Genomic DNA, 22,934 nt, shown 5'->3' with positions numbered 1-22,934 from the left:
AGGCGACCGGCCTGCGCAGCCCGGCCCGGCGGGGCCGACCGCCCGCACCCGCTGGCAGCGCCTCCGGGCCGAGCGGCTTGCGCGGCGCGGGACCGTCTTCCGGGGGCAGCCAGACGGCGCCGGGGTCGTAGTCGCCGGGCAGCCTGCCCAGCGCCGCGTCGGCCTCGACGCGCCTGCGGACCATGGCCGACAGCGCGCCGCGGGCGGTGTTGCGGAGCCGGGTGAACCGGCTGGTGAACAGTCCGCGAACACCTCCCCCGCCCGCGTGCGGCGCGCGCTGGGCCCGCGCGGCGCGCAGTTCGGCGTGCCCGCCGAGCAGGTAGTTCAGCGCGGACAGCTCCGCGCGGGCGTCGGCGCCGCGGCGCTGCGCGGCGAAGCCGAGGGCGCGCAGCAGGCACAGCGCGGCCAGCCGCGGGATGCCGAGCGCGAACGACACCGCGGAGCAGTTGACCAGGAAGGTGCGCATGCCGTGCCCCCGGTCGACCGCGCGCGGCGACGGGCCGAGGGCGGCCGGGTGCGCGTCGAGGCCGCGGTGGCCCGCGGCGATGCCCCGGGCGTGGCGCAGCCGGGCGGCCGGGACGCAGAGCACGACCCGGCCGGAGCGGTTGACCCGCCAGCCGAAGTCGAGGTCCTCGCGCAGCAGCGGCAGCGCCCGGTCGAACCCGCCGAGGGCGTCCCACACGTCGCGGCGCAGGAGCATCCCGGCCGAGGACACGGCGAGGACCTCGGTGCTCTGGCCGAACCGGCGGTCGTCGTCGCCGGTTCGGCCCCGGCCGCGGGCGAGCCGGTCCCAGTCCAGTTCGGACGGCCCGATGCCGGTCTGCCGGTGCCCGGAGGCGTCGGTGGACAGTCCCGCCTCGACGACCAGGCGCGGGTCGTGCCAGTCGACGGCGAGCGGGCCCAGCACGGCCGCGGACGGGGACAGCTCGGCGGCCAGCAGCAGGGTGGCCAGGCAGTCGGGGTCGGCGGCGGAGTCGTCGTGCAGCAGCCAGACCCAGCCGCCGGGGTCGCCCCACCGCTCGACGGCGTGGTCGACGGCGGCGTGCACGGCAGTGGGGAAGCCGGTGTCGCGGTCGAGGGTGAGGACGCCGTCGAGGACCTTGTCGTCACCGGTCGCCGCGGCGGCGAGCATCTCGGCGGTGGCGTCGGTGGACCCGGTGTCCACGGCGATGACGTGCCGGGGCCGGGGGGTGGAGTGCCGCAGCGCGGAGAGCGCGACGCGCAGCCACTCGGCGCCGTCGTGGCAGACCAGCACGGCCAGGACCGGCGCGGTGCGCAGGACGGGTGCGGCGCCGGGCGCCAGTGCTGGGCGCGTCCGCGCGGACATGGCGCGCACACCTCCGCTCGTGGATCACGGTCCGGACGGGGTCACCGTACGTGGTCGGACCGTGGGGTTGCGCGAGGACCTACAGGCGGGCTCGGGCGCCACACCGACCGGATCCGGCGCGCGCCCCGCGTGGGGCTGCGCTCGACGTGGTGGTGGTTGCCCGCACGGGGATGGCGATTGCCGCGGACGGATCAGCGCGGGGCAGCCGCCGCACCGGGGCGCCCGCGTGGTTCGCAGTGTGGGTGGGGTGATCGGCACGCCGATCACCCCACCCACACTGACGGATGAACTGTTTCAGTCCCCGGTCGCCCGCGGGACGTGCCTGTGCCCGCTCAGACGACGCGCTTCTTCAGCTTCCGCCGCTCGCGCTCGGACAGGCCGCCCCAGATGCCGAAGCGCTCGTCGTGGGCGAGGGCGTAGTCGAGGCACTCCGCGCGCACCTCGCAGCCGAGGCAGATGCGCTTGGCCTCCCGGGTGGATCCGCCCTTCTCGGGGAAGAACGCCTCCGGGTCGGTCTGCGCGCAGAGCGCGCGCTCCTGCCACTCCTGCTCGTCGGTCTCGTCGAGGAAACCGGCGAGTGCCCCCAGCTCCTCGGCCGGGCGCTCCCCCCACTCCATGACGCGACCCCCGTCGTTCATTCCCTGCATCTCAGCCCGCCTCCTCGCCTTCCGATACTCCTCGGTCGGCGGATGGCACGCACCGTCCCCTTGGTGAATGACATCGATGTGATTACACCCGTGTCCCGGCGGCGGGTCAAGCGAGGCCCCCGGCCGGGTGATGCGATATGAGCGGCCCGTACACGATCGGGTACCAAGGGGAGTCTCCCCTCTTTACCCGCACCGGCCGCCGGGCAAACCGCGAACATTGCCACACTGGTGGGGTGCCCAGATCAGCGATCCGCCCCTCACCCGTGTTCCTCGGCCTGCTCGCGCTCACCGCCGGCGCGGGCTTCCTGACCATGGTGGACAACAAAACCGCGGCCCGAGCAGGGGTTTTCCTGCTGGTGCTCGGCGGCTGGGCGGTGTCGCTGTGCGTGCACGAGTTCGGCCACGCCGTCGTCGCCTTCCGCGGCGGCGACTGGTCGGTGCAGCACAAGGGGTACCTGACGCTGGACCCGCGCAGGTACACCGACCCGGTGCTGAGCCTGCTGCTGCCGATCCTGTTCCTGGCGATCGGCGGAATCCCGCTGCCCGGCGGCGCGGTGTGGATCAACCACGGGTCGCTGCGCTCCCGAGCGGTGGAATCACGCGTGTCCCTGGCCGGGCCGCTGTCGAACCTGGCCATCGGCATCCTGCTGGCGGTCGCGGTGGCCGTGTTCGGGCCGTCGACCACGGAGATCGCCTTCGGCGGCCTGACCGACCACGCGCTGTGGGCGGGCCTGTCGTTCCTCGCGCTGCTGCAACTGGCGGCGTTCGTGCTGAACATGCTCCCGGTTCCCGGCCTGGACGGGTGGGGGGCGATCGAGCCGTACCTGTCCTACGAGGCGCGGGCGTTCGGGGCCAAGGCCCGGCAGTGGGCGCCGCTGATCCTGTTCGCCGTGCTGATCGGCGTCCCCGGCGTGAGCGAGGTGTTCTGGGAGGTGGTGATCGCGCTGTACGGCGCGGTCGGCGGGGACGAGATCGCCGCCGCCGTCGGGCAGTCGCTGTTCTTCTTCTGGCGGTGAACCGCCCGATACCGCCCCTCACCCGGACGGGGTCCACCCCGGCGTGCGAGGATCGCCGACCGTGAAGGTTGTCGTTCTGGTCGGGGGCGTCGGCGGCGCCCGGTTCCTGCTCGGGGTCAAGCGGCTGCTGGGGTTGCCCCCGGTCGGTCCGGCGGACTCGCCGCACGAGGTCACCGCGGTGGTGAACACCGCCGACGACATCTGGTTGCACGGGCTGCGCATCTGCCCCGACCTGGACACCTGCATGTACACCCTGGGCGGGGGCATCGACACCGAGCGCGGCTGGGGCCGCACCGGGGAGTCGTGGACGGTCAAGGAGGAGCTGGCCGCCTACGGCACCGACGCCGAGTGGTTCGGCCTCGGCGACAAGGACATCGCCACCCACCTGGTGCGCACCCGGATGATGCGGGCGGGCTACGACCTGTCCGACATCACCGCCGCGCTGTGCGACCGGTGGAAGCCCGGGGTGCGGCTGCTGCCGATGACCGACGACCGGGTCGAGACGCACGTGGTGATCGACGAGCCGGGCACCGGGGAGCGCAAGGCGGTGCACTTCCAGGAGTGGTGGATCCGCCACCGCGCCGAGCCAAGGGCACAGTCGATCGTGCCGGTCGGCGCGGACGAGGCCACCCCGGGGCCGGGGGTGGTGGAGGCGATCGGCGAGGCCGACCTGGTGCTGCTGGCCCCGTCGAACCCGGTGGTGAGCATCGGGTCGGTGCTGGCCGTGCCCGGGCTGCGCGCGGCGCTGCGCAAGACCGGTGCCCCGGTGATCGGGGTGTCGCCGATCATCGGCGACAAGCCGGTGCGCGGGATGGCCGACGCCTGCCTGGCCGCGATCGGCCTGGAGACCTCCGCGCAGGCCGTGGGGCGCCACTACGGCTCCCGCGCGTGCTCGGACAAGGGCATCCTCGACGGCTGGCTGGTGCACACCGGCGACAAGGCCGACGTGGACGGGGTGGCGGTGCGCGCGGTCCCGCTGCTGATGTCCGATGTGGACGCGACGGCGGAGATGGCGCGGGCGGCGTTCGACCTGGGCGGGGTGGAGGTCCCGGCGTGAGCGGGCACGCGGCGCCGGGCGGGATCGAGGTCCTGCCGGTGCCGGGCCTGCCCGAGTTCCGCCCCGGCGACGACCTGACCGGCGAGCTGGCCAAGGCCATGCCGTGGCTGCGCTCCGGGGACACGGTCGTGGTCACCAGCAAGGTGTTCTCCAAAGTGGAGGGTCGGCTGGTCCGGGTGCCCGCCGACCCGCAGGCGCGCGAGGCCGCGCGCGCCCGGCTGGTGCTGGACGAGGCGGAGAAGGTCGTCGCCCGCAAGGGCCGCACGCTGATCACGGTCAACCGGCTGGGGATCGTGCAGGCCGCGTCCGGGGTGGACGCCTCGAATGTGGCCGCCGACGAGGTGGCGCTGCTCCCGGTCGACCCGGACGCCTCCGCCGCCGCCCTGCGCGGCGGCCTGCGCGAGCGCCTGGGCGTGGAGGTGGCCGTGGTCGTCACCGACACCATGGGCCGCGCCTGGCGGCTGGGGCAGACCGACGCCGCGATCGGCTCCTCCGGCCTGCCGGTCCTGCACGCCTACGCCGGTGAGGTCGACGCGCACGGCAACGAGCTGGTGGTCACCGCCATCGCGGTGGCCGACGAGGTTGCCGCCGCCGCCGACCTGGTCAAGGGCAAGCTCGGCGGCACCCCGGTCGCCGTGGTGCGCGGCCTCGACCTGCGCGACGACGGCAGCCGCGCCCGCGACCTGGTGCGGGTGGAGGACGACCTGTTCCGCCTGGGCACCGCGGAGGCGATCGCCCAGGGCAGGCGCGAGGCGGTCCTGGTCCGCCGCTCGCTGCGCGAGTTCACCGCCGACCCGGTCGACCCGGCCGCCCTGCGCCGCGCCGTGGCCGCCGCCCTGACCGCCCCCGCCCCGCACCACACCCGCCCGGTGCGGTTCGCGCACGTCCGGGACAAGCGCGCGGAGCTGCTGGCGGCCATGCGCGAGCGCTGGGAGGCCGACCTCCGCGCCGACGGCTGGTCGGAGGACAGGATCGCCCGCCGGGTGGCCCGGGGCGACCTGCTGCACCGCGCCCCCGAGGTCGTGCTGCCGTTCCTGGTGCGCGAGGGCGCCCACGACTACCCCGACGCCCGCCGCGCCGAGGCCGAGCGGACCATGTTCACCGTGGCGGGCGGCGCTGCCGTGCAGGGGCTGCTGGTGGCCCTGGCGGCGGAGGGCCTGGGCTCGTGCTGGGTATCCTCGACGATCTTCTGCGCGGACGTCGTGCGCGGGGTGCTCGACCTGCCGGACGGGTGGGAGCCCCTGGGCGCGGTGGCGGTCGGCCACCCGGTCGACCCGCTGACCCCGCGCGAACCGAGGACCGACGAGGGATGGCTCCAGCTGTGAACCGGCTCCACGAGGACACCGTCACCACCCTGAGCACCTGGAAACCCGCCGACCGGGGCCAGGAGTCGCTGCGCCAGGCCTACCTCGGGTTCCTCGCCGCCCGCCCCGACGCGTGCGCCAGGTCCTGCGCGGCGGGCCACATCACGGCGTCGGCGCTGGTGTTCGACCACACCGGCTCCTCGGTGCTGCTGACCCTGCACCCCAGGGTGGGCCGCTGGCTGCAACTGGGCGGGCACTGCGAACCGGAGGACACCACGCTGGCGGGCGCGGCCCTGCGCGAGGCCACCGAGGAGTCCGGCATCGCGGGCCTGCGGATCGAACCGGTGCCGCTGCACGTCGACGTCCACCCGATCACCTGCTCGCTGGGCGTGCCCACCCGCCACTTCGACGTCCGCTTCGCCGTGCACGCCCCGGAGAACTCGATCGCCGTGCGCAGCGACGAGTCGCTGGACCTGCGCTGGTGGCCGGTGGACGCGCTGCCGCCGGACCCGGACCGGGCGGCGGGGATCGGCGCCATGCTCGCCGCCACCCGGTGAGCGGGCTGCTCGACCTGGACCCGGAGTCCGGGGTCCCGCCGTTCGAGCAGGTGCGGGCCGGGCTGGCGCGCAAGATCAACGACCGGGAGCTGGCGGTCGGCACCAAGCTGCCCACGGTCCGGGCGCTGGCCGCCGACCTGGGCATCGCCGCCAACACCGTCGCCAGGGCCTACCGGGAACTGGAGGAGGCGGGCCTGCTGGAGACCAGGGGCCGCGCCGGGACGTTCGTGGGCGCGGCCGGGGACCGGTCGCTGTCGCGGGCCAAGCAGGCCGCCGACCGCTACGCCGCCGAGACCCACCGCCTGGGCCTCACGGCGGAGCAGGCCCTGGAGATCGTCCGCGCGGCGCTCGGCGACTAGCCGGTCAGCCCCGGTCGCCGCCGTCGAGCCGCTGCGACATGGAGGGGCGCCCCGAGGAGGGCGGCTGCTTGGTGGTGGGGATCAGCCCGTCGAGCTGCTCGGGCTGGGGCGGCGCGGCGGGCGCCCGGGGTGCGGGCTTGGGCGGCGACGCCAGCGACTGGGTGGCCGCCTCCTGGGCGATGGCGGGCAGCTCGTCCACCGGGAACACCATCGTCACGTCCGGGTCGGCCGCGTCGAGGGCGCTCATCACCGCCCGGGGGATCTGCAGCGTCGCCGCGACGTCCATCGGGGAGGTGGCGCTGTCGGGGGTCACGACGTAGGCGCCGCGCGCGCGGGCCCTCGCCAGGATGAGATCGGCCCGGTCACGGGGATCCATGTCTCGACCTCTCCGTGGGAACCTTCGGGTGTCCTGCCAGGGTATCGCCCCGGCCACGCCACGTCATGGAACCGGGCCTACAACCTGTCGAGTTCGCCGCGTTCCCGCAGGATCTCGGTGAGCCGCTTGATGTCCTGGGCCCGGTCGCGGCCGCAGACGAGGACCGCGTCCTCGGTGTCGACCACGATCACGTCGCTGACGCCCAGGGTGGAGACGAGCCGGTTGCCCGCCGGGACGACCACCACGCCCTCCCCGTCGACCACCACCGCGCGACCGCCGGGGCCGGTGGCGAAGGACTTGCCGCCCCCGCCCACGTCGACGCCGAGCAGCTCCACCACGGTCTCGAAGTCACCGATGTCGGACCAGCCGAAGTCGCCGGGCACGGTGCCGACCTTGCCGTCCTCGGCGGCCGGTTCCATCACCGCGTACTCCACGGCCACCTTCGGCACCGACGGCCACAGCTCGGCCAGCGTCTCCTCCTGCGCGTCGGTGTCCCAGGCGTCGGCGATGCGGGCGATGGGCTCGGCCACGTCCGGGCGCCGGGCGGCCAGCTCGGCGAGGAAGACGTCGGTCTTCCAGACGAACATGCTCGCGTTCCACAGGTACTTGCCGGACTCGACGTAGCGCGTCGCCACGTCCAGCGACGGCTTCTCCTTGAACTCCAGCACCCGCTGGATCACCGAGCGCGCGGCGGGCTCGCTGCACTGGAGGTACCCGTAACCGGTTTCGGGCCGGGTCGGGGTGATGCCGATGGTCATCAGGTAGCCGTCGCGGGCACCGTCGACCGCGCGGGCCACGGTGTGCGCGAACTCGGCGGTGTCGGTGATCAGGTGGTCGGCGGCGAAGGACGCCATCACCGCACCCGGCGCCCGCCGGTGGATGACGGCGGCGGCCAGGGCGATCGCCGCGCAGGAGTCCCTGGCGAACGGCTCGACCAGGATGTTGCGCTCGGGCAGCCCCGGGAGCTGCCTGGCGACCCCGGCCGCGTGCGCGGTCCCGGTCACCACCAGCAGGTTGGCCGCCGAGCACAGCGGCACCAGCCGGTCGAAGGTCGCCTGGAGCAGCGAGCGGTCCGTCCCGGTGAGCGGGTGCAGGAACTTGGGGTTGGCCGCCCGCGAGAGCGGCCAGAGGCGGGTGCCGCTGCCACCGGCCGGCACGACCACGTGCAGGTCTGTCGTCGTCACAGCGCTACTCGTTCCCCATCTGACAGCGAAGGTGTCCACCGAGACGTCTCGGTGGTGGCGCAACTGTAACCAACCGGCGGGTACGGTCCCCGTGATGATGCCCACCGCCGTGACACCGCCCGCCCCCGCCACGCGGCGCTGGGCCCCCGAGCGCGCCGTGGACGTGGCGGCCCTGCTGCGCCCGCTGCGCCGGGGCCCTGGCGACCCGTGCCTGCGGCTGGGCCCGGACGGCGCGTGGCTGGCGGCCAACACCGCGACCGGCCCCGGCACCCTGCACCTGGCGGTGTCCGCCGGGGAGGTCACCGCGTCGGCCTGGGGCCCGGGCGCGGACCCGCTCCTGGCGTCCGTCCCCGCCCTGCTGGGCGCCGAGGACGACGACTCGGACTTCGTGGCCCACCACCCGCTGGTGGCCGAGGTGCGCAGGCGCAAGCCCGCCCTGCGCCTGGGCGCCACCGGCCGGGTGTGGGACGTGCTGCTGGCGGCGGTCCTGGAGCAGAAGGTCACCGGCACCGAGGCCCACCGCTCCTGGCGCGACCTGGCCCACCGCTTCGGCACCCGGCTGCCCGGCCCGGTGTGCGCCCCACCGACCCCCGCGGCGGTGCTGGGCATCACCGATTGGGAGTGGCACAAGGCGGGCGTGGACGGCGCCCGCCGCCGCGCCATCATCGCCGCCGCCCAGGTCGCCGGGAGATTGGAACGCGCAGCGGACCTCAAGGGCGTCGAGGGCAGGCTGCTGCTGCGCCGCGTCCCCGGCATCGGCGTCTGGACCGCCGCCGAGGTCGCCCAACGCGCCTGGGGCGACCCCGACGCGGTCAGCGTGGGCGACTTCCACGTCCCCGGGCTCGTCGGCCACGCCCTCCTCGGCCGCAAGCTCGACGACGCCGGGATGCTGGAGGTGCTGGCGCCCTACGCGGGCCACCGGCACCGGGCCGTCCGCTACATCCTGAGCGCGGGACTGGGCAAACCCCGGTACGGCCCCCGGTTCTCCCCACGGGACTTCCGCCACCTGTAGACCCGCCCGCACCCCGAACCATCGGCCGGACGACCAGCCACCCGAAACCCCACCGAGGCGCAGCGAAAACCAGCCACCCCCGCAACCGCAGGCCCGGCTACGAAAATGCCCGGGTGGGTGGATGTGCTTGGGTGGGGGTAGCGATCATGTGCAAGCCTGCTTGGGCTGTGGGGCATCTCTTCAGCCCCACTCGGTCACACTGGGCGCATGATCGCTGTAGGGGCCCCGCCCAAGCGGATCCACCCACCCGGGCACCAGCGACAAAATCCCGGGCTTTAAACCAACGGCACGGCTGAGCAGATCAGCCCATCCCGAAGACCACAAACGGGAACCGCACGCCCCCCACCACCGTTCCCCCCACGTGGGCTTCATCGAGACCGCACTGGCCTGGAGCATCCCCGGCACCACCCTGCTCATGCTCGCCGCAGGCGGCTTCGAGCTCTGGCGCCAGCGCAGGGGAAAAACCACCGGCACCCCGGTCACCGCCACCTACGTCGACGAGTTCACCGCGATCTTCTACGGCACCAAGCGGGTGGAACTCGACCACCGCGACTCGATCTCGATGATGCGCGACGAGGACGCCCAGGGCGCCCCGCCGCTGGGGATCGACCTCGACGGCGGCACCGCGAAGATCAGCCTCAGCGGGACTGGAGCTTCAGCCGCACCGACAGGCCGGCCTTCACCGCGGCCCGCACCGGCGCCCACTGCGCACCCTGGTGCCGGTCGGAGATATACCGGTAGGCCGAGTCGTGGTGCGCGGCCAGCATCGCGGAAGAGGCCTTAGCCGTGGACACGCCCTGGATGTGCATGACCCGCGCCGAGGGCACGTAGACGTTCTGCCACCCGGCCCGGCCCAGCCGCTCGCCCAGGTCGACGTCCTCGAAGTACATGAAGTACCGGGGGTCGAACCCGTCGACGGAGTCGAACGCGGCGCGGCGCAGCAGCAGGCACGACCCGGACAGCCACCCGGCGACCCGCTCGGAGATGTCGGCGGCGGACTGCTGGTAGGCCCGCGTCCACGGGTTGGTGGGCCACAGCTTGCCCAGCACCCCGTGCCCGATCCCCTTGCCCAGCGAGGGGACCTCCCGGGCCGACGGGTACACCACACCGCTGCGCTCGGTGATCAGCGGCCCGAAGGCGCCCGCCCGCGGCCACCGCTCGGTGGCCTCCAGCAGGGTGTCGAGCGAGCCGGGGCCCCACTCCAGGTCCGGGTTGGCCACCACGACCCACCCGTACTCCCGGCCCAGCTCGGCGACGCCGCGGTTGGCCCCCGCCCCGTACCCGAGGTTGCCCCCGGTGGGCACGAGGGACACGTGCTCGTGGGTCGCGGCGGCGGCCTCCGGCGCACCGTCGGTGGAGCCGTTGTCGGCCAGGACCACCCGCACCGGGCGGGTCGTCGCTTCGGACAGGGTGGTGATGAACCGCTCCAGGGTCTCCCCCGGCGAATACGTCACGGTCACCACGGCCAGCTCGTCACCATAGGCGTCGGTCACGGCACGACATTGTGCCCGACCGCCCTCAGCGGGTGCGCCGGTGCCGGGTCAGCGCCCGCCCGTATGCCTCCCGGTGCCCCTCGGCGCACTGGCCCCAGGTGAACTCCTTGGCCCGCCGTTGCGCGGCCGCGGCCAGGTCGGCCCGCCTGGCCGGGTCGTCGAGCAGGTCGCCGATCGCGGCGCCGATGTCGTCCGCGCCCACCCCGCAGTAGGCCACCGCGTCGCCGCCGACCTCCGGCAGCGACAGCCGCCTGGTGGTCAGCACGCAGGCGCCGCAGGCCATGGCCTCCAGCACCGGCAGCCCGAACCCCTCCCCCAGGCTGGGGTAGGCGACCAGGGCCGCGCCGCCGAGGAACCCGGCGAGGTGGTCGAACGGCAGGTACCCGGCCCGGATCACCCGCACCCGGTGCGGCACCGCGTCCAGCGCCCGTTCGATCTGGTGGTCCCAGCCCGGTTGCCCGGCCAGCACCAGCGACGGCGGGTCCGCCCGGCCCCGGCAGGCGGCGGCGAAGCCGCGGATCAGGGCGGGCACGTTCTTGCGCGGCTCCAACGCCCCCAGGAACGCCACGTACGGCTGGTCGCCGAGGCCGATCCCGGCGCGCGCGGCGGCCACCTGGTCGGGGCTCGGCGGGTGGAAGCGCTCGCTGTCGACCCCGTGCTGGATCACCGCGAGCGCGCCCTGGTCGGCCCCGGCGACGCGGGCCAGCTCGGTGGCGGTGGCGGTGCTGGGCACCACGCACAGGCTCGCCCGGACCAGGGAGGTGCGGGTCCAGGCGCGGAAGAAGCGGGCCTTGATGGAGTGGTGCAGCGCCGGGTCGGTGAAGAAGGTGGCGTCGTGCAGGGTGACCACGGAGGCGGCCTGGCCCGCCAGCGGGAGCGTGTAGTGCGGGGAGTGCAGGACGTCGACGCCGAGCTTGCGCACCAGGCGGGGCAGGGTGGTCTGCTCCCAGGTCAGCCGGGCCGTGCGGGTGGTTACCGACTCCGAGGTCGGCACGACCCGGGCGCGCGGCGCGAGGGTGGCGTAGAGGCCCGCGTCACGGGGCTGGCAGACCACGCTGAGCGTCGCGCCGTCGGCGTCGAGGGCGGCCACGAGCGAGTCGACGTAGCGGCCGACCCCGCCGCGGTCGGCCGGGACGGCGGTCGCGTCGATGAGCACGCGGGGGTCGGACACGCGCCCCAGCGTACGACGGCCGGTTACGACGGTGCTCACGAACGCGTGAACTTTGCCCCGACCGTCACCGGGCGCGTTTTTCCGCCAGCAGCCGCAGGTGCAGCCGCCACACCGATTCCGCGGCGTGTGCCCAGGTGAACGTGGCCGCGCGGGTCCGACCCCGATCCACCATCGCCGCTGCCCGTTCGGGTGAATCCACCACGCTGGTCAGCGCCCGGGCGAGGTCGGCCGGGTCTTCCCGCAGCGCGGCCACCCCGGCCCCGCCCGCCACCTCCACCAGCGCGGGCGCGTCCGAGTGCACCACCGGCACCCCCACCGCCATCGCCTCCAGCACCGGCAGCCCGAACCCCTCGGCCCGGCTCGGCGCGGCCAGCACCGTCGCCCGGTGCAGCACCACGGCCAACTCGGTGTCGGTCAGCGGCCCCAGCACCCGCAGCCGCCCCGGCGGCAGCCCGTGCTGGGCGGCCAGCGCCCGCAGGTCCACCCCGCCCCACCCGGTCGGGCCGACCACCACCAGCGGCAGGTCGGGCGCCCCCGGGTCGGCCATGGCCGCGATGAGCACGTCCAAGCCCTTGCGCGGCTCCACGGTGCCCACGGCGAGCACGTAGGTCTCCGGCAGCCGGTGCGCGGCGACGACCGCGGCGACCGCCTCCGCCGACGGCGGCGTGCGCAGGACGTCCGGCACCCCGTGCCCCACCACGTGCACCCGCGCGGGCCCCGGGGCGTGCTCGGCCAGCTCGGCGGCCACGGTGTCGGTCGGCACGACGATCGCGTCGGCCTTGCGCGCGGCCCGCTTGATCACCGCCCGGTGCCAGGCGGCCCCGCGCGGGGTGAGGGTCTCGGGGTGGGTGAACGGCACGGTGTCGTGGACGGTCACCACCAGCACCGCGCCCTTGCGGGCAGTCGCGGGCGCCAGCGGGGTGGGCGCGTGCACCGCGTCCCCACCCGGCCACAGCGGCACCCCGTACTCCCAGGCCAGGGTCAGCCCCCGGCGGGGCAGCGCCAGCACCCGGGACCGGGCGAGCCCGTCGACCTCGGCGCCGCGGGCGTCGCGGTGCCGCGCCGCGACCCCGCTCACCACCCACCCCTCGGGCGCGGTGGCCGCCAGCGCGGCGGCCAGCTCCCGCGTGTAGCGGCCGGTGCCGCCGGGGACTGGAGCGAGGAGCTGCTCGGTGAGCACGACGAGCTCGGGCACGGGGGCAGCCTCCCACGGGAGCCGATCACCACGAGAACCCGGCCTGGTCGGCGGCGGGAGTCCTGATCGGCGAGGAGGATCGGTGGCGGAGTCGGGTTCGTTGTGCGAACGGGTGCCCCTGCCCTGCGCCGCCGGAAATCGCCTTTCCTGGACCCCGACTCGGTCTCGAACAGAGAGCTCACGGACCGATCAGCGTGTCGTGGATGTGATCATCGAGTTGGGCCAGGAAGTCCTCCGCCCGCCACGGGCGCAGCTCTCGCCGCGCCAGCCTGATCCGTTGTGCGGGCACACGGCCGCCCGTGGTTGCCGTGATCTCCACCGCCTCGTGCAGGAGATCGACGCAGGCTGCCGGATCGCCGAGACGCAGTCGGGCGAGGGCCAGGTCGGTGCCGACGATGCCTCGTTGGACCGCGTCTCTCGACTGCCTCAACGCGCCGAGGGAACGGTCGAGGTGGTCGTGGGCACGGCGCGCGTCGCCGGTGTGGAGAGCGCAGAGTCCATCGAAACCGTTCAGGCGTTCGGCGGTGAATCCTCCGTGGGGGTCTTCGACGGTCATTTGGTCCACGGTCTTCCACGCCCGTTCGAGCGCGGTGGCCGCGTCGGCGGCCTGGCTGGCGCGGGCGCAGATTTCCGCGTGAACGGCATGCGCACGGGCCCGGACCGCGTAACTGGCGCCCTGATGGGCGTCAATGGTCGCGGCACGGGCGATTTTCCGGGCCGCTTCCAGGTCGTCGGTCGCGTGCAAGGTCACCATGGCGTGACTCGTCCGCACGGCAGCCCGGCGACTTCGATCGTCGAGTCGCCCAGCCACCTCGGTGGCGTCCGCGTACAGCGCCGTGGCCATCTCGTCATCGCGGGTTTCGAAGGCCAACCGACCGCCGAGTGCGTAAGCATCGATGGCGAGCGATACCAGTTCGTCCTGCGGGCTCGCGTAGTCGAGCCGCAACACCTGACGGCACGTCTCGATGACGGGCGCGAGCTGGAGTTGGAGACGGGCGAACGGGAGCAATCCGACCTGCTTGTCAATCATCGTGACCGATTCACGCAGCAGGCTGAGCGCCTCGTGATCGAGCCGCGATGGATCACCTCGGAGCACGGCGGTACTCGAATGCGTGGAAGGCGGCAGCGCCATTTCACCGCTGCTGCCACTCGCCTCCTGACTGATCAGGTCGACGAGTTGACGCACGCGCTGTGGCGGCGTTCCGAAATGGCGGAGAGCATCCAGGAGGACAACGAAGTCCGATCGAGGCCCCAACGCAACGCGGCCGGATGGGGTTCGGGCATAGAGGTGCGCGAGGAGGAACTGGTAGCGGTCGCCGGGGCTGGTCCGGTCAGTGGAACTTTCCCATCTGGCAACGGTGCGCTGAATGCTCGCCACCTGCCTGTTCATCAGGGACGCGACCGCGAGCCCGCGCGCGGTGTCCCGTAGCGCACGCGCCAGATCCGCCCACGACCAGCCGCGTCTTTCGCGTAGCTGGCGCAAGAGGCGCGCACCGGTGTCACGATCGGCAGTGGTCACGATGACCAGTACACCACCCGCCTCCCGTCAGACCGGCACGACCAGTCGCGGTTTCCCCTGTTCGGCAGCGTAATTCACGGTGTACCAGGTGCCGCTTGTCGGCTGGGTACCACGCGGAAAACCAATCACAAGCCCACTGCGGTCGACCATCCACCGGTTGCGGGCGTGGTATGCCGTGGTGCCGAGCTTCGCGGCTCCCAACTCGACGACTCCTGCCAACCGGCCTCGCCCTTGCCACCATCGGATGGCCCCGTTCGCGGCTGCTGGTTGGTCAGCCACCGTGCACGGCACAACGACGGTCAGCGACGCTTGGGTGTGCGTGGCCAGCCAATCCAGTGCGGCGGTGTCGATCCCGGCGGCGCCACCGAGGTGGAAATGGGATTCCGAACCCGCGAACGGTCGCAGGTAGCCGTCGAACAAGTCGGGGAGCTGGGTCTCGCACTCGGCGGTGATCGAGCGTGTGCCGGTGACCGTCACGTATCGAACCACGCTCGTGTACTCCTTCTCCGATGTCATCGGATGTCATCTGCCCGATCGGACCTGGCCACGATCTCATGGGGGCACCGGCTGCAACGAGGACCGGATGGGAGTGCGATGACAACACAGGTGCTGACACCGTCGCAGCGAATCGGACGGGTGGCGTGTTCACGGGTTTTCGTGGGTGGCCACACGTTCCGCCTGGCATCGGGTGACACCGCGATCGCGGTGTTCCGGGGTGTGTGCGTCGAGGAGCGGCGTTTCCTCATCGTCGTGGACCGCCGGTTTCCCGGTCCGGTGATCGAGGGACCTCGGCCGATGGTGGCCACGATCCCGAAGCCCTTGATGTTGCAATGGGCCGATCACCGAGGGCTGATCTCGGTTGCCCGGGCGTGGATCACCGCCACGTCACCGGCCCGAGCAGGGAACGACTGGGCATTCGGCCGTTCCGCGTCCGAGGATGGGTGGGACAGGGCGGGATGACGGAGGAGGTGAACACCTGGCACCGCCTGCTGGGAATGACCCTGACCCGGTGCCGTCGCGATCGCGGACTGACAACCCGGGCAGCGGCGATCCGATTGGGGATGTCCCCGGCGACGCTGAACCGGTCAGAGAACGCCAAGCGCCCCTTCGAATTGGTTGAGGTGGGGGCCGCGCTGGCGGTGTACCAGCCGTCGCGGGCCGAGCGGTCTCGGGTACTGGCGCTCGCGGAGGAGCCGCGTGCCAGCGGGTGGTGGGCGGTGGGCGGTACCCCGCAGGTGCACGACGACGCGGTGATGGCACTGGAGGACACCGCCCGATCGGTGACCGAGTTCTCCGCCACCGACATCCCCCTGCTGGCCCAGACCCCCCACTACACCCGGGCTCTGTGCTGGAACCGCCGGGGCGAAGAGCAGGCGGCACTGACCCGCGCCGGGCGCAGACGCCGGACGCTGCTGAACCCCACCCAACCGGACCGCGTACTCATCCTCGACGAAGCCACACTGCGCCGCCCCGTCGGCGGACCGACCGCGATGGCACAGCAACTACGGCACCTGCTCGCCCTGACACGGGGCAGGCCGATCACGGTGCGGGTGATCCCGGTCAAAGAAGGCGGATACCGGTCCCCCGGCAACTGCGCGGTGTACCGGATCACCGACAAACCCACCATCGCGCACCTGTGGTCCACCGCCGCCTCCGGGCTGCTCGACGACCCCTCCGACACTCGGGCGATCGAGGGTTCGATGGCCGATCTTCTCTGCATCGCCGCCACCCCGAACGACAGCCTCGACCTGCTGAACCGGCTCGCCGCCGACCACGAACGCACCGCAGGCCTGTACCCGTGACACCAAGTCCACACCCGCCGAAGGACCTCTGCGATGACCACCACGAACGCAGAACACACACTCTCGATGCAGTGCACAAACACAGCCGACCGTGATCAGAGCACGCCGACACCATCACCGGCAGAGCTGCGCGACGAACTCATGGCGCGCGGATGGGGCCTCGACACCCACCGAGCCGGAAACACGATCACCATCGGCGCTCACCGCACCGGCGAGGGGTACCGCGAGTTCATGGTGATGCACGAGACCGGGCACGGGGAAATCCTCCTCGGCCGGTGGATCGCGGCGACAGACCTCGTCTGGATCCGGACGGCCGACGGCTGGCAGGAAACAACCCACCTGCTGGACACCTTCCCCGACGAACCCACCCACCCCTGGCTCCCCGCCCACGCCGAAGAACTCCTCACCGCCGCGCTGCAACGACAGGCCACGCTCTTGGCCGATTCCGCCTCGACAGGCACGGCCCCCCGACCAGGAGACGACGTCAAGGACAACCAGTGACAACACCCGCCACCACGACCACGGATGGCCGCGACGTCCGGGCAAAAACCCTGCGCGGACTACTGCTGGCCCGCGAACTCGACACCGCCCGACACAAGCGCGGTTTCACCACCCGAAACCTGGCCGAACAGATGTCCATGAGCCCGGCAATGCTCAACCGGGTGATGACCGGCCGCCGGGTACCCACCGCCCTGGAAATCGGCGGCCTGTGCAGCCTGCTCGACATCCACCCCACCCGACGACCCCACCTCTACCGGCTGACCGCCGACGCCGACCTCACCGACTGGCTCCTACGCCCCGGCACCGAAGGCGACACCGTCAGCAGTATCGAGCAGATCGCCGAGACGATCACTTGGGTGGACCCCACCACCATCCCCCGCCCACTGCGCACCACGGCCTACCACGACGCGATCACCCGGAATGCGGGTGAAGAACCCTTCCCCGCGCCACCGCAGAACACGCGTGCAGGCAAATCCTTCATCCACACCCAAGCGTTGACCCACCCCGGCATACCTGGGGAAACGATGCGCGAACAGCTCCGGCACCTGCGCGACACCACTCCGGGCAACATCCGTCTCCTGCCTGCCGCATCTCCACCACACCCCGGATTCCGGCTCCTGGAGATCGACCACTTCCCACCCGTGGTCCACATCAACCACCACGGCACCCACATCCTCCTCGAACACCCCGAATCCACCACTCCCTACACCGCGCTGTGCCGCACCCTCGAAACAATCGCGCTGACCACCGGGCACACCCGACGGGTGCTGAACGACCTCGCAACACACGGCAGGCACCGGTGACCGGCCAACTCTGCCCATGACCACCCCACCGGTCCGGTCCGCAGAACAGGGCGGTCGGTCAGCTCGCGGCGAGGCGGTAGGCGGCCACGGTCAGCTCCGCGCACCGCCGCCAGGTGTAGCCCGCCGCGTAGCCGCGCCGGGCGGCTGAGGTGTCGGCCGAGGTGGGGTGTTCCAGGGCCGAGGTCAGGGCCGCGCCCATCGCCTCGACGTCGCCGAAGGGGACCAGGGTGGCGTGGCCGCCGGAGACCTCGCGCAGGGCGGGGACGTCCGTGCAGACCACCGGTACGTCGCAGGCCATGGCCTCCAGCACCGGCAGCCCGAAGCCCTCCTCCCGGGAGGGCAGCACCAGCGCCGACGCCCCGGCCACCACCGACCGGAGGTCCACTTCGGACAGGTAGCCGGTGGTCAGCACCCCCGGTCCCGGCGCGTGCCCCGTTCCGGCGAGCACCAGCGGCGGCAGCGACGGGGTGGCCGCGTGTGCGGCGATCAGCCAGTCCAGCGACTTGCGCGGTCCCGCGGCGCCGACGAACAGCAGGTACTCCGAGGGCAGGCCCAGCCGGGCCGCCAGCGGGGCCGACGGGGGTCGGGCGGTGAACCACGCCAGGTCCACCCCCAGCGGGGTCACCGCGACCTTCTCCTCGGGCACGCCCAACCGGGAGACGACCTCGGCGGCGACCGCGGCGGACGGTGTCAGCACCACCCCGGCCCGGCGGACCGAGGAGCGCACCAGGGCGGGCAGTTCCGCGTCCGTGGGCGCCAGTTGCTCGGGGTGGTCCAGGAAGTCCAGGTCGTGCACGGTCACCACCCCGCCAGCGCGGAAGGCGGGGGGCAGGATGAAGTTCGTCCCGTGCACCACGTCGGTCAGGCCCGCGAACAGTTCCACCTGGGGGAACGACCCGCGCAGCCAGGCCTTGCGGAGCAGCCGGGCGGGGGCCGGGATGCCGCGCGCCCTGGCCCCGTGCGGCAGCACCGACCGCAGGCGCCGCCAGCCGCGCAGGGTGAACGCCACCGCACGCATGTCCACATCGGACATGGCGGCCAGTTCCTCGGCCAGCGACGCGGTGTAGCGGCCGATGCCGGTGCGGTTGCCCAGCAGCGGCGTCCCGTCGATCAGCACGCGGAGCCGGTCAGCCACGTCGCAGCCGCTCTTTGGCCAGTCGGCGGACTCGGCCTGCCGCGCGCTTGGCCAGCTCGCCGGGGCCGCCGCGGTCGAGGTATTCGCGGACCAGGGCGAGGTCGCGCAGCACGGTTCCCGTCGCGCCCAGCGGGGGGCGCGCGACCAGGGGCTCCGCGCCGGGGAGGCGGTCGGCGGACGGGCGCGGGTCGCGGCAGAACGCGGTGAGCGGGGCCAGCACGTTCTCCCAGGTGAACCGCTGCGCCACGACCGCGATGCGCTCCCGGCAGGCCGCGGCGAACTCGGCGTCGTAGAGGACCAGTTCCAGGGCTGCGGCCAGCGCGGTGGGGTCCTCGGCGGGCACGACCACGCCGAGGCCCTCGGTGCGCACCAGGTCGGCGAAGGCGTCGCCGTCGGTGGTGACGATCGGCAGCCCGGCCCACAGGTAGTCCAGCACCCGGGTGCGGAACGCGAAGGTGGTCTCCACGTGCTCGTAGTGCGTGGTGACCCCGGCGTCGGCGTCGAGCAGCCAGTCCTGGCGGCGGTCGTAGGGCACCCAGGTCTCGTTGAAGAACACGGTGCGCCCGGTGAGCCCGAGCTGCCCGGACAGGGTGCGCACCTGGGCGCCGATGTCCATCTCCGGGACCTCGGGGTTGGGGTGCTTCATGCCCAGGAACACCAGCCGCACGTCATCGCGGCGCCCGGACAGCTCGCCGATCGCCGTGACCAGGGTCAGCGGGTCGAACCAGCTGTAGACCCCGCCCGCCCAGAGGACGACCTTGTCCGACTCGCCGACCAGGCCGCCCTTGATCGGGGACGCCGACTGCTGCGGCGGCTTGCCCGGCAGGCCGAACGGGACCACGCCGAGGAAGGAGCGGACGGTGGGGTCGGTGTCGTAGAGGGCGGGGGTGAGCCTGCCCAGCGCCATCAGGTGCCCGAGCCAGAAGTGCCGCTGCCGCTCGGAGGCGCAGACGAAGAAGTCGCCGCGCTCCAACTGGGCGTTGAGGACGGCGGTGACCCCGATGAGGTCGAGTTCGCGCTGCTCGGCGACGGTGTCCTTGCCCTGTTCGAGCAGTTCCAGGTGCATCGGGTCGTAGATGTCGCAGACCACGACCTTGGTGGAGTCGGCGGCCTTGAGGGCGGGGACCATCTCCAGCGCGTGGCCCTGCAGGATGACGACGTCGGCCCAGTCGACGTGGTCGCCGAGGTCGCGCGGGCGGGACTTGAGCACCGGGAACGGCGCGGGCGGCGGCACGCACAGCGGGTTGACCGTCACCAGCCGCACCTCGTGCTCGGCGCCGAGGACGTCGGCCATGTTCCAGGCGCGGATCGCCGGTCCGGCCATCCGCTCGGAGATGGCGTCGCCGGTGATCACCAGGACCCTGCGGCGGGCGCCGAACGACTCCTCCAGGCCGAACGCCTCGACGAGGATGTCGTGCGCGGCCAGGTAGCGCGGCAGCGGGTAGGCGGGTTCCATCGCCCTGCGCATCAGCGGCACGATGTCGGCGTCGGAGCGGACCCGGCTCGCCTGCACGTCCTCGCGGGCGGCGGCGAGGGAGGGCAGCAGCTCGACGAACTGGTCGATCGCCAGGATGCCCGCCAGCGCGGGCGGGGACACGCGCTGCTCGGTGGGCCCGTCGCGGGTGATCTCCAGCGCGGTCGCGTCCAGGTCGCCGCGCGCGGTCGAGCGGCGCACGGCCAGCGCCAGCGCGGCGGGCAGCGCCTTGGCCAGGGTGGCGTCGGAGAGGTTCTTGTACATCGCCAGCAGCGCGTTGCGCTCCAGCAGGAACAGCTCGCGCGCGTTGTCCTCGGTGTCCACCTTGGACATGGAGGCGTGGTGGCGGTGGTAGGCCAGCGAGCCGGGTTCGAAGCGCACCCGCCAGCCGCGCAGGTTCAACCGCCAGCCCAGGTCGACGTCCTCGTAGAACATGAAGAACCGCTCGTCGAAGCCGCCCAGCTCGCGGTAGGCCCCGGCGCGGACGAACATGGCGGACCCGGTGGCGAACAGCACGTCGCGCGGGGCGTCGTGCGAGCCGTCGTCCGGCTGCCCGGCGTGGCGCTTGTAGCCCATGCCGAACCAGGTCAGCCCGCCGTCGACGAAGTCGATGCCGGTGCCGTCCCAGTCGACGACCTTGCTGGCGACGGCGGCCACGTCCGGCCGCTCGGCCAGCACCCGCACGGCGGCGCGCGCCCACTGCGGGTCGGGCCGGGCGTCGTTGTTCAGGAACGCCAGCACGCTGCCGGTGGCGTGCTCGACCCCCAGGTTGCACCCGCCCGCGAAGCCCAGGTTCTCCGGTGAGACGACCAGGTCGACGCCGTCGAGCCCGCGCAGCCGCTCGGCGTCGTGCCCGCCGTTGTCGACCACCACGACCTGCAACCGGTCGGCCGGGTAGTCCAGTTCCGCCCGCAGCGCGCGCACGCAGGTCGTCGTGTCCTCGGCGCCGCGGTAGTTGACCACCACCACCGAGACCACCGGTAGCGCGTCCGCCCCCTCAGCCAAGCCCGCCTCCTCGCCCGTAGGTGCCCACAGCCTGCCGCATCACCCGCCCGGAGCGGTCTCCCGCCCCCGCCCAACCGAGCAAGCCGGGCAAACCAGACCAAACGGGCGACCACTACCCCGGGGCGCGCTCCCGCCACACCCGCCGCCGCGCCGCCCGGTCCCCGGCCCGCCCCACCAGCGCCCGGGGTGCCCGCCGCAGCACCTCGCCCAGCACCCGCAGCCGCAGCGAGGGCAGGAAGTTGGCCCCCTCCGGCCGCCGGAACACCACCTTCGCGGTGATGGCGGCGAACCGCGCCACCTCCTTGAGGGCGACCGGGGTCGGCGCGCAGCGCAGCAGCATGACCAGCCGGTTGCGCTCGTTCCAGCGGTGGAACTCCCGCGACCCCAGCCGCGAGGTGGCCCCGTGCGCGTGGACCGCGGTGGCGCCCGGCACGGACACGACGTCCCAGCCGTGCAACCGCAGCCGCCAGGACGTGTCGGTGTCCTCGTAGTAGCAGAAGAAGTCCGCGGGCACCCCGCCCACCGCGCGCAGCGCGCCCACCCGCAGCAGCGCGGCCCCGCCGCAGAAGCCGAACACCGGGCCGCCGGTCAGGTCGAACCCGCGGCCCAGCGCGTCCACGCCCACCCCGACCGACTGCGTGCTCCCGTCCGCCCGCACCAGCCGCGCGCTCGCCGCCCCCGCGCCGGGAGCGGCGTCCAGCGCGTCCTCCAACCGGCCCAGCCAGCTCGGGTCCGGGACGGCGTCGTCGTTGAGCCAGGCCACGAACTCGGTGTCCACGCGGTCGAGGACGGCCGCGATCGCGCCCGCGTACCCGAGGTTGCGCTCCGGCCGGACCACCTCGACCCCGGCCGACCGGGCGATGTCCCCGCTGCCGTCGGTCGACGCGTTGTCCACCACCAGCGTCCGGTGTGGATGGTCCTGCCCGGCCAGCCCGGCGAGACAGGCACCCAGGTGCCCGGCACCGCGCCAGGTCACCACCACCACAGTCGTGCGCACCCGCGCACCCTACGACGACGCGACGCGCCCGCGACCGCCGGACGGGCGGGCACGGGCGCGGTGGTCCGGCGGTGTGCGGTGCGGTCTCAGGTTCAGGCGGGCAGGTACGCGGCCCGGTCGGTCTCGAAGGCGGCGCGCAGCGCCTCGCGCCACGGCCGCAGCGGCGTCAGCGACGCGTTCCACGCCCCGGCCGAGAGCACCGAGTACGCGGGCCGAGCCGCGGGCGTCGGGTAGTCGGCGGTCCCGCACGCCTTGACCCGCTCCGGGTCGGCGCCCAGCTCCTCGAACACGGCCCTGGCGAACCCGCACCAGGTGACCTCGCCCGCACCGGTCGCGTGCAGCACCCGCGCCGAGGGGCCACTGCCCTCGGCGACCTTGCCCGCCAGCTCCACCAGCCCGGCCGCCAGGTCCCGGGTCCAGGTGGGGGCGCCGAACTGGTCGTCGACGACGGACAGCGTGTCGCGCTGCGACTCCAACCGGGCCATCGTCTTCACGAAGTTGGCCCCGTGGGCGCCGTACACCCACGCCGTGCGGACTACCCACGCCCGGGCGCCCGAGCCCAGCACGGCCTGCTCACCGGCGAGCTTCGTCGCCCCGTACACCGTCCTCGGCCCGGTCTCGGCGTCCTCGGCGTAGGGAGCGGACGCGTCCCCGGAGAACACGTAGTCGGTGGACACGTGCAGCAGCGGCACGTTGCGGGTAGAGCACGCGGCGGCCAGCACGCGGGGGCCGTCCGCGTTCACCGCGTACGCGCGGGCGCGGTCCGACTCGGCCCTGTCCACCGCGGTGTAGGCGGCGGCGTTCACCACGACCGGCGTGTCCCCGGCCGCCTTCGCCGCCTCGGCGAACGCGGCCACGGCGGCGATCACCCCGCGGGTGTCGGTGAGGTCGAGCCGGGCGGAGTCGGGGGCGTTGACCTTGAGCGAGGGACCGGCCAGCCCGGCCAGCTCACGACCGAGCTGACCGGACCCGCCGGGTACCAGGAGTGCGAGAGTCACCG

General features: G+C 73.4%; 23 protein-coding genes and 1 pseudogene. 11 read left to right on the top strand and 13 right to left on the bottom strand.

What is annotated here, in order from left to right:
- The coding region (locus L6E12_RS18970; RefSeq protein WP_236229258.1) for a glycosyltransferase family 2 protein at positions 1-1,327 on the bottom strand (1,327 nt) is incomplete at its 3' end.
- Between the two features lie 332 nt (positions 1,328-1,659).
- Positions 1,660-1,974, bottom strand: coding sequence for a WhiB family transcriptional regulator (locus L6E12_RS18965; RefSeq protein ID WP_035281467.1), 315 nt, complete (start codon positions 1,972-1,974; stop codon positions 1,660-1,662).
- Between the two features lie 233 nt (positions 1,975-2,207).
- Between L6E12_RS18965 and L6E12_RS18960 the strand changes: the two genes are divergently transcribed.
- From L6E12_RS18960 to L6E12_RS18940, 5 genes are all read left to right on the top strand, one after another.
- Positions 2,208-2,990, top strand: coding sequence for a site-2 protease family protein (locus L6E12_RS18960; protein ID WP_236229257.1), 783 nt, complete (start codon positions 2,208-2,210; stop codon positions 2,988-2,990).
- Positions 2,991-3,051: 61 nt separating this feature from the next.
- A complete protein-coding gene (gene cofD / locus L6E12_RS18955; protein ID WP_236229256.1) occupies positions 3,052-4,047 on the top strand; it encodes a 2-phospho-L-lactate transferase in 996 nt (331 codons plus the stop codon).
- Positions 4,044-5,372, top strand: coding sequence for a coenzyme F420-0:L-glutamate ligase (locus tag L6E12_RS18950; RefSeq protein ID WP_236229255.1), 1,329 nt, complete (start codon positions 4,044-4,046; stop codon positions 5,370-5,372). Before cofD ends, L6E12_RS18950 begins: the two co-directional genes overlap by 4 nt.
- A complete protein-coding gene (locus tag L6E12_RS18945; protein ID WP_236229254.1) occupies positions 5,357-5,908 on the top strand; it encodes an NUDIX hydrolase in 552 nt (183 codons plus the stop codon). Before L6E12_RS18950 ends, L6E12_RS18945 begins: the two co-directional genes overlap by 16 nt.
- Before the next feature lie 5 nt (positions 5,909-5,913).
- Positions 5,914-6,267 carry a GntR family transcriptional regulator gene (locus L6E12_RS18940; RefSeq protein ID WP_236229262.1) on the top strand — a complete coding sequence of 118 codons (354 nt, stop codon included), beginning with the start codon at positions 5,914-5,916 and terminating at the stop codon, positions 6,265-6,267.
- Between the two features lie 4 nt (positions 6,268-6,271).
- On the opposite strand, the gene L6E12_RS18935 is transcribed toward L6E12_RS18940, so the two are convergent.
- Positions 6,272-6,643: a hypothetical protein gene (locus tag L6E12_RS18935; protein WP_236229253.1), complete on the bottom strand. Its 372-nt coding sequence runs from the start codon at positions 6,641-6,643 to the stop codon at positions 6,272-6,274.
- A gap of 77 nt (positions 6,644-6,720) precedes the next feature.
- Positions 6,721-7,827 carry a sugar phosphate nucleotidyltransferase gene (locus tag L6E12_RS18930; protein ID WP_236229252.1) on the bottom strand — a complete coding sequence of 369 codons (1,107 nt, stop codon included), beginning with the start codon at positions 7,825-7,827 and terminating at the stop codon, positions 6,721-6,723.
- Positions 7,828-7,924: 97 nt separating this feature from the next.
- On the opposite strand from L6E12_RS18930, the gene L6E12_RS18925 reads away from it, so the two are divergent.
- Together L6E12_RS18925 and L6E12_RS34810 are read left to right on the top strand one after the other, a co-directional pair.
- Positions 7,925-8,839, top strand: coding sequence for a DNA-3-methyladenine glycosylase (locus L6E12_RS18925; RefSeq protein ID WP_236229261.1), 915 nt, complete (start codon positions 7,925-7,927; stop codon positions 8,837-8,839).
- A 415-nt stretch (positions 8,840-9,254) separates the two neighbouring features.
- A pseudogene (locus L6E12_RS34810) lies at positions 9,255-9,455 on the top strand (DUF6191 domain-containing protein); the annotation flags it as partial.
- Positions 9,456-9,477: 22 nt separating this feature from the next.
- Here L6E12_RS34810 and L6E12_RS18915 read toward each other — a convergent pair.
- The 5 genes from L6E12_RS18915 to L6E12_RS18895 all read right to left on the bottom strand — a co-directional run bounded on the left by L6E12_RS18915 (position 9,478) and on the right by L6E12_RS18895 (position 14,733).
- A complete protein-coding gene (locus L6E12_RS18915; protein ID WP_236229251.1) occupies positions 9,478-10,332 on the bottom strand; it encodes a glycosyltransferase family 2 protein in 855 nt (284 codons plus the stop codon).
- Positions 10,333-10,357: 25 nt separating this feature from the next.
- Entirely contained in the window at positions 10,358-11,488 is a 1,131-nt protein-coding gene (locus L6E12_RS18910) for a glycosyltransferase family 1 protein (RefSeq protein ID WP_236229260.1), read from the bottom strand.
- A 79-nt stretch (positions 11,489-11,567) separates the two neighbouring features.
- The gene (locus L6E12_RS18905; RefSeq protein ID WP_236229250.1) at positions 11,568-12,698 is read right to left on the bottom strand and encodes a glycosyltransferase family 1 protein; all 1,131 of its coding nucleotides are present in this window, start codon (positions 12,696-12,698) and stop codon (positions 11,568-11,570) included.
- A 178-nt stretch (positions 12,699-12,876) separates the two neighbouring features.
- On the bottom strand, positions 12,877-14,217 hold the full coding sequence (locus tag L6E12_RS18900) for a hypothetical protein (protein ID WP_236229249.1): 1,341 nt from the start codon (positions 14,215-14,217) through the stop codon (positions 12,877-12,879).
- Between the two features lie 27 nt (positions 14,218-14,244).
- Complete coding sequence (locus L6E12_RS18895; RefSeq protein ID WP_236229248.1) at positions 14,245-14,733, bottom strand: hypothetical protein; 489 nt, start codon at positions 14,731-14,733, stop codon at positions 14,245-14,247.
- Positions 14,734-14,811: 78 nt separating this feature from the next.
- On the opposite strand from L6E12_RS18895, the gene L6E12_RS18890 reads away from it, so the two are divergent.
- From L6E12_RS18890 to L6E12_RS18875, 4 genes are read left to right on the top strand one after another with little or no spacing between them, the layout of a single operon-like run.
- A complete protein-coding gene (locus tag L6E12_RS18890; RefSeq protein WP_236229247.1) occupies positions 14,812-15,177 on the top strand; it encodes a hypothetical protein in 366 nt (121 codons plus the stop codon).
- On the top strand, positions 15,174-16,019 hold the full coding sequence (locus L6E12_RS18885; protein WP_308075009.1) for a helix-turn-helix transcriptional regulator: 846 nt from the start codon (positions 15,174-15,176) through the stop codon (positions 16,017-16,019). Before L6E12_RS18890 ends, L6E12_RS18885 begins: the two co-directional genes overlap by 4 nt.
- A gap of 33 nt (positions 16,020-16,052) precedes the next feature.
- Positions 16,053-16,520: a hypothetical protein gene (locus tag L6E12_RS18880; protein WP_236229245.1), complete on the top strand. Its 468-nt coding sequence runs from the start codon at positions 16,053-16,055 to the stop codon at positions 16,518-16,520.
- The gene (locus L6E12_RS18875; RefSeq protein ID WP_236229244.1) at positions 16,517-17,323 is read left to right on the top strand and encodes a Scr1 family TA system antitoxin-like transcriptional regulator; all 807 of its coding nucleotides are present in this window, start codon (positions 16,517-16,519) and stop codon (positions 17,321-17,323) included. The genes L6E12_RS18880 and L6E12_RS18875 overlap by 4 nt, the downstream gene beginning before the upstream one ends.
- A gap of 58 nt (positions 17,324-17,381) precedes the next feature.
- Here the strand turns inward: L6E12_RS18875 and L6E12_RS18870 are convergent, their stop codons facing one another.
- From L6E12_RS18870 to rfbD, 4 genes are all read right to left on the bottom strand, one after another.
- A complete protein-coding gene (locus tag L6E12_RS18870; RefSeq protein WP_236229243.1) occupies positions 17,382-18,458 on the bottom strand; it encodes a glycosyltransferase family 1 protein in 1,077 nt (358 codons plus the stop codon).
- Positions 18,451-20,937 (bottom strand): glycosyltransferase, encoded by a 2,487-nt coding sequence (locus L6E12_RS18865; protein WP_236229242.1) that lies wholly within the window; start codon positions 20,935-20,937, stop codon positions 18,451-18,453. The genes L6E12_RS18870 and L6E12_RS18865 overlap by 8 nt, the downstream gene beginning before the upstream one ends.
- 112 nt (positions 20,938-21,049) lie before the next feature.
- Complete coding sequence (locus L6E12_RS18860) at positions 21,050-21,934, bottom strand: glycosyltransferase family 2 protein (RefSeq protein ID WP_236229241.1); 885 nt, start codon at positions 21,932-21,934, stop codon at positions 21,050-21,052.
- A gap of 92 nt (positions 21,935-22,026) precedes the next feature.
- Positions 22,027-22,932, bottom strand: a complete 906-nt coding sequence (gene rfbD / locus L6E12_RS18855) for a dTDP-4-dehydrorhamnose reductase (protein ID WP_236229240.1) — start codon at positions 22,930-22,932, stop codon at positions 22,027-22,029.
- Positions 22,933-22,934: the final 2 nt, after the last annotated feature.

It is taken from the genome of Actinokineospora sp. PR83, from assembly GCF_021056305.1.
In the GTDB taxonomy this organism is placed as follows: domain Bacteria; phylum Actinomycetota; class Actinomycetes; order Mycobacteriales; family Pseudonocardiaceae; genus Actinokineospora; species Actinokineospora spheciospongiae.
The sequence above is the reverse complement of the archived record's forward strand: the minus strand, read 5'-3'. Positions and strand labels throughout refer to the sequence as shown.